The 3343-nt window shown below is 63.0% G+C and carries 3 protein-coding genes, 1 other RNA gene and 1 pseudogene; 4 read left to right on the top strand and 1 reads right to left on the bottom strand.

Annotated features, from left to right (window positions below; all coding sequences use genetic code 11):
- From pyrC to rnpB, 3 genes are all read left to right on the top strand, one after another.
- On the top strand, positions 1–887 hold an 887-nt coding region (gene pyrC, locus ACTHL0_RS00500), incomplete at its 5' end, for a dihydroorotase (RefSeq protein WP_440564589.1).
- A 41-nt stretch (positions 888–928) separates the two neighbouring features.
- On the top strand, positions 929–1831 hold the full coding sequence (locus ACTHL0_RS00495) for a DUF3025 domain-containing protein (protein WP_440564588.1): 903 nt from the start codon (positions 929–931) through the stop codon (positions 1829–1831).
- Positions 1825–2236: RNase P RNA component class A (gene rnpB / locus ACTHL0_RS00490), an RNA gene on the top strand. Before ACTHL0_RS00495 ends, rnpB begins: the two co-directional genes overlap by 7 nt.
- 59 nt (positions 2237–2295) lie before the next feature.
- Here the strand turns inward: rnpB and ACTHL0_RS00485 are convergent.
- Positions 2296–2718, bottom strand: a complete 423-nt coding sequence (locus ACTHL0_RS00485) for an OsmC family protein (RefSeq protein ID WP_440564587.1) — start codon at positions 2716–2718, stop codon at positions 2296–2298.
- Positions 2719–3245: 527 nt separating this feature from the next.
- Here ACTHL0_RS00485 and ACTHL0_RS00480 point away from each other — a divergent pair.
- A pseudogene (locus tag ACTHL0_RS00480) lies at positions 3246–3343 on the top strand (50S ribosomal protein L13); the annotation flags it as partial.

Below are 3343 nucleotides of genomic sequence, written 5' to 3'. Positions count from 1 at the left end.
CACGGGCCTATCGCGAGCGCATCCTGGCGGCGGTGCCGGTCGGCACGGCGTTCGAGCCGTTGATGACCCTTTATCTCACCGACAACACCCCGCCCGACGAGATCCGCCGTGCGCGCGAAAGCGGGTTCGTCCACGGCGTCAAACTGTATCCGGCCGGCGCGACCACCAATTCGGACTTCGGCGTGACCGATCTGTCGAAATGCGCGAAAACGCTGGAGACGATGGAGGAAGTGGGGCTGCCGCTGCTCGTGCACGGCGAGGTCACGGATCCGTCGATCGACTTGTTCGATCGCGAAAAAGTCTTCATCGATCAAGTCATGACGCCGCTGCGCCGTGATTTCCCGGCCCTGAAAGTCGTGTTCGAGCACATCACGACGAAGGATGCGGCGCAATACGTGCGCGACGACGGCGCAGCGAACGGCTTGCTCGGAGCGACGATCACCGCGCATCACCTGCTTTACAACCGCAACGCGATTTTTCAGGGCGGCATTCGCCCGCATTACTACTGTCTGCCCGTGCTCAAGCGCGAGACGCATCGGGTCGCGCTCGTCGAAGCGGCGACGTCGGGCAATCCCCGCTTTTTCCTCGGTACCGACAGCGCACCGCACGCCAAAGGATTGAAGGAGCACGCATGCGGTTGCGCCGGCTGCTATACGGCGCTGCACGCGCTCGAGCTCTATGCGGAAGCGTTCGATAACGCCGGCGCGCTCGACAAGCTCGAAGGCTTCGCCAGCTTCTTCGGCCCTGATTTCTACAACCTGCCGCGCAGCAGTGAACGCGTGACGCTGGTACGCGAGAACTGGACGCTGCCGACGGAGATCGTGGCGGGCGAGGCCGCAGTGGTGCCGCTGCGCGCGGGCGAAACGATCGGTTGGCGGCTGGCCTGAGTGCGTGTCCGGTCGTACCCGAAACCGATCAACGGCAAGCGATGACGCAATCTATCCAAGGCGCGCCGCTTGAACGCGCGGGGCTGCTCGCCAGCCTCGAGCGGATCGACTGGTCCGCGCCGTGGCTGGCTGCATATGCCGGGCGCGGGATGCGCTGGTATCGCGACATGCAGGCGGAATCAGCCGATTTTGTCCACCTATTGGCAAAGCAGGCGTCCGAGGCGGGCCATGTGACGGGCAAGGGCCGCCCGCTGTCGTTCATCGAACAGGCGGCGCTGCCCGCCGGTACGGCCTATGAAGCGCATATCGCGCAAACGGGCGGCGTGCCGACGCGCCTTAACCTGCATGACTTCTTCAATGCGCTCATGTGGTTCGCCTATCCGCGCGTGAAAGCAACGCTCAATGCACACCAGGCGCGCATCATCGAACGGGACGGCATCGCTGGCGTACGGGGCCCGGAACGCGATTTCCTGACGCTGTTTGACGAAAACGCCGTGTTGTTCGTCTGCTGCGACCCGGGCCTGGCCGCAGCGCTGACGGCATTCGAATGGCGGCACCTGTTTATCGACGAGCGCAGGGCATGGGGCGAGCGCTGCGAGGTGCGCGTGTTCGGCCATGCGCTGCTCGAAAAGTTGGTGGTTCCCTACAAGGCATGCACGGGCCACGCGTGGATCGTTGCAGCGCCGCCCGAGTACTTCGCGTGGCCTTGCGAGCGCCAGGATGCGTGGGTTGACGAAGCTGTCGCCGCGTCGTTGGCGCAGAGCCCGCTCGATGCCCGCCGCTATGCGCCGCTGCCGGTGCTGGGCGTGCCCGGCTTCTGGCCTGCGAATATCGATCCGCGTTTCTATGACGACCGGCAGGTTTTTCGAGCCGGGCGGCGCGTCCGTGGCGCGAATGGCCGCGCGACGGCTGAGGCAATGGTAAACTCCGGCCCAGCAAAGTAGGCCAGGCAGTCGCGGCTTCCCCGGTTCGCGCCGGGGAGGGCGAGGAAAGTCCGGACTCCGACGGGCAGGGTGATGGCTAACGGCCATCCGTGGTGACACGCGGAACAGGGCAACAGAGAACAGACCGCCGATGGCCCGGCGCAAGCCGGGATCAGGTAAGGGTGAAACGGTGCGGTAAGAGCGCACCGCGGCTGCGGCGACGCAGACGGCACGGCAACCTCCACCCGGAGCAATTCCAAATAGGCAGGCGCGCGTCTTCGGATGCAAGGCGGTGCCCCCGTCTCGCCTGCGGGTAGGAAGCTCGAGCGCGTCAGCAATGGCGCGCCTAGAGGAATGGCTGCCACGGTTGCGATGCCGCAAGGCATTGCAACCGCACAGAATCCGGCTTACCGGCCTGCTTTGCTTTTACTGCGTCCTTTACCTCACCGGCGGATTCTCACGGCGAAGCGGGCTGAGGCGGAGTGTCAGACTTCGACGATCTCGAACGAATGCGTCAAGTCGGCTGTCTTGGCCATCATGATCGATGCCGAGCAGTATTTGTCGTGCGACAGGTTGATCGCGCGCTCGACGGTGGCGGGATTGAGGTTCTTGCCCGTTACCGTGAAATGGAAGTGGATTGCCGTAAAAACCTTCGGGTCTTCGCTGGCACGTTCGGCCTTGAGCGTGACCGAGCAGCCGGCAATCTCCTGCCGGCTCTTCTTCAGAATCATGACGACGTCGTAGGCCGTGCACCCGCCCGTGCCGAGCAGCACCATTTCCATGGGCCGCGGCGCCAGGTTGCGGCCGCCGCCCTCCGGCGCGCCATCCATCATCGCCAGATGGCCGCTGCCCGTTTCGGCCGCGAACGCCATTCCGTCTGCTCCCATCCAGCTTACTTTGCATTCCATAGTGCAACTCCCGCAGTGCTGATATTCGTGATCGATCGGATAGGCATTGTATCCGCCCGCAGTGCGCCGGGTCGGCTACCGCCATGCCATGCTCGGTGCTTTGCTTATTCCACATTGTGGTTTGCGTTTTCGCAATGCAAATTTTCTTGCGCGGGAGCGGTTCCCTCTGTACAATGAGCCTCATTGATCGTCGCTCTCGACGATCTCCGCATGTCTCCTCCACCCTCCTCCTTAGGTGGATTAAGCCCGAGCCAAGAGTTCGGGCTTTTTTTTGCCTCGAGCCGTTGTGTGCCTGCTTCGGGAGCGTCGTTCCGCGCCGCGCTGGCGACCGGTGCCAGACGTCGTTTTGGGCCCGTCTCGGTCAAGTCAAGGCCACCTTTGACGCGCCGTACCAAATTCCTTTATAATTCAGGGCTTTTCCGCATCTATGCCCGCGGAAGAAGAACAGGGAGAGCCTGCACGGTGCCTCGATGCGCCACATCCAAGCAGGAAAAATACGAAGGGCAGATCAATTTTTTGGATCGATCATGAAGACGTTTTCCGCCAAAGCCGAAGAGGTGACGCGCGAATGGTACGTGATTGACGCGACGGATAAGGTTCTCGGCCGTGTCGCCAGCGAAGTGGC

Source organism: Trinickia sp. (assembly GCF_051961175.1).
Classification (GTDB): domain Bacteria; phylum Pseudomonadota; class Gammaproteobacteria; order Burkholderiales; family Burkholderiaceae; genus Trinickia.
This window is presented reverse-complemented; position numbering and strand designations above follow the sequence as displayed.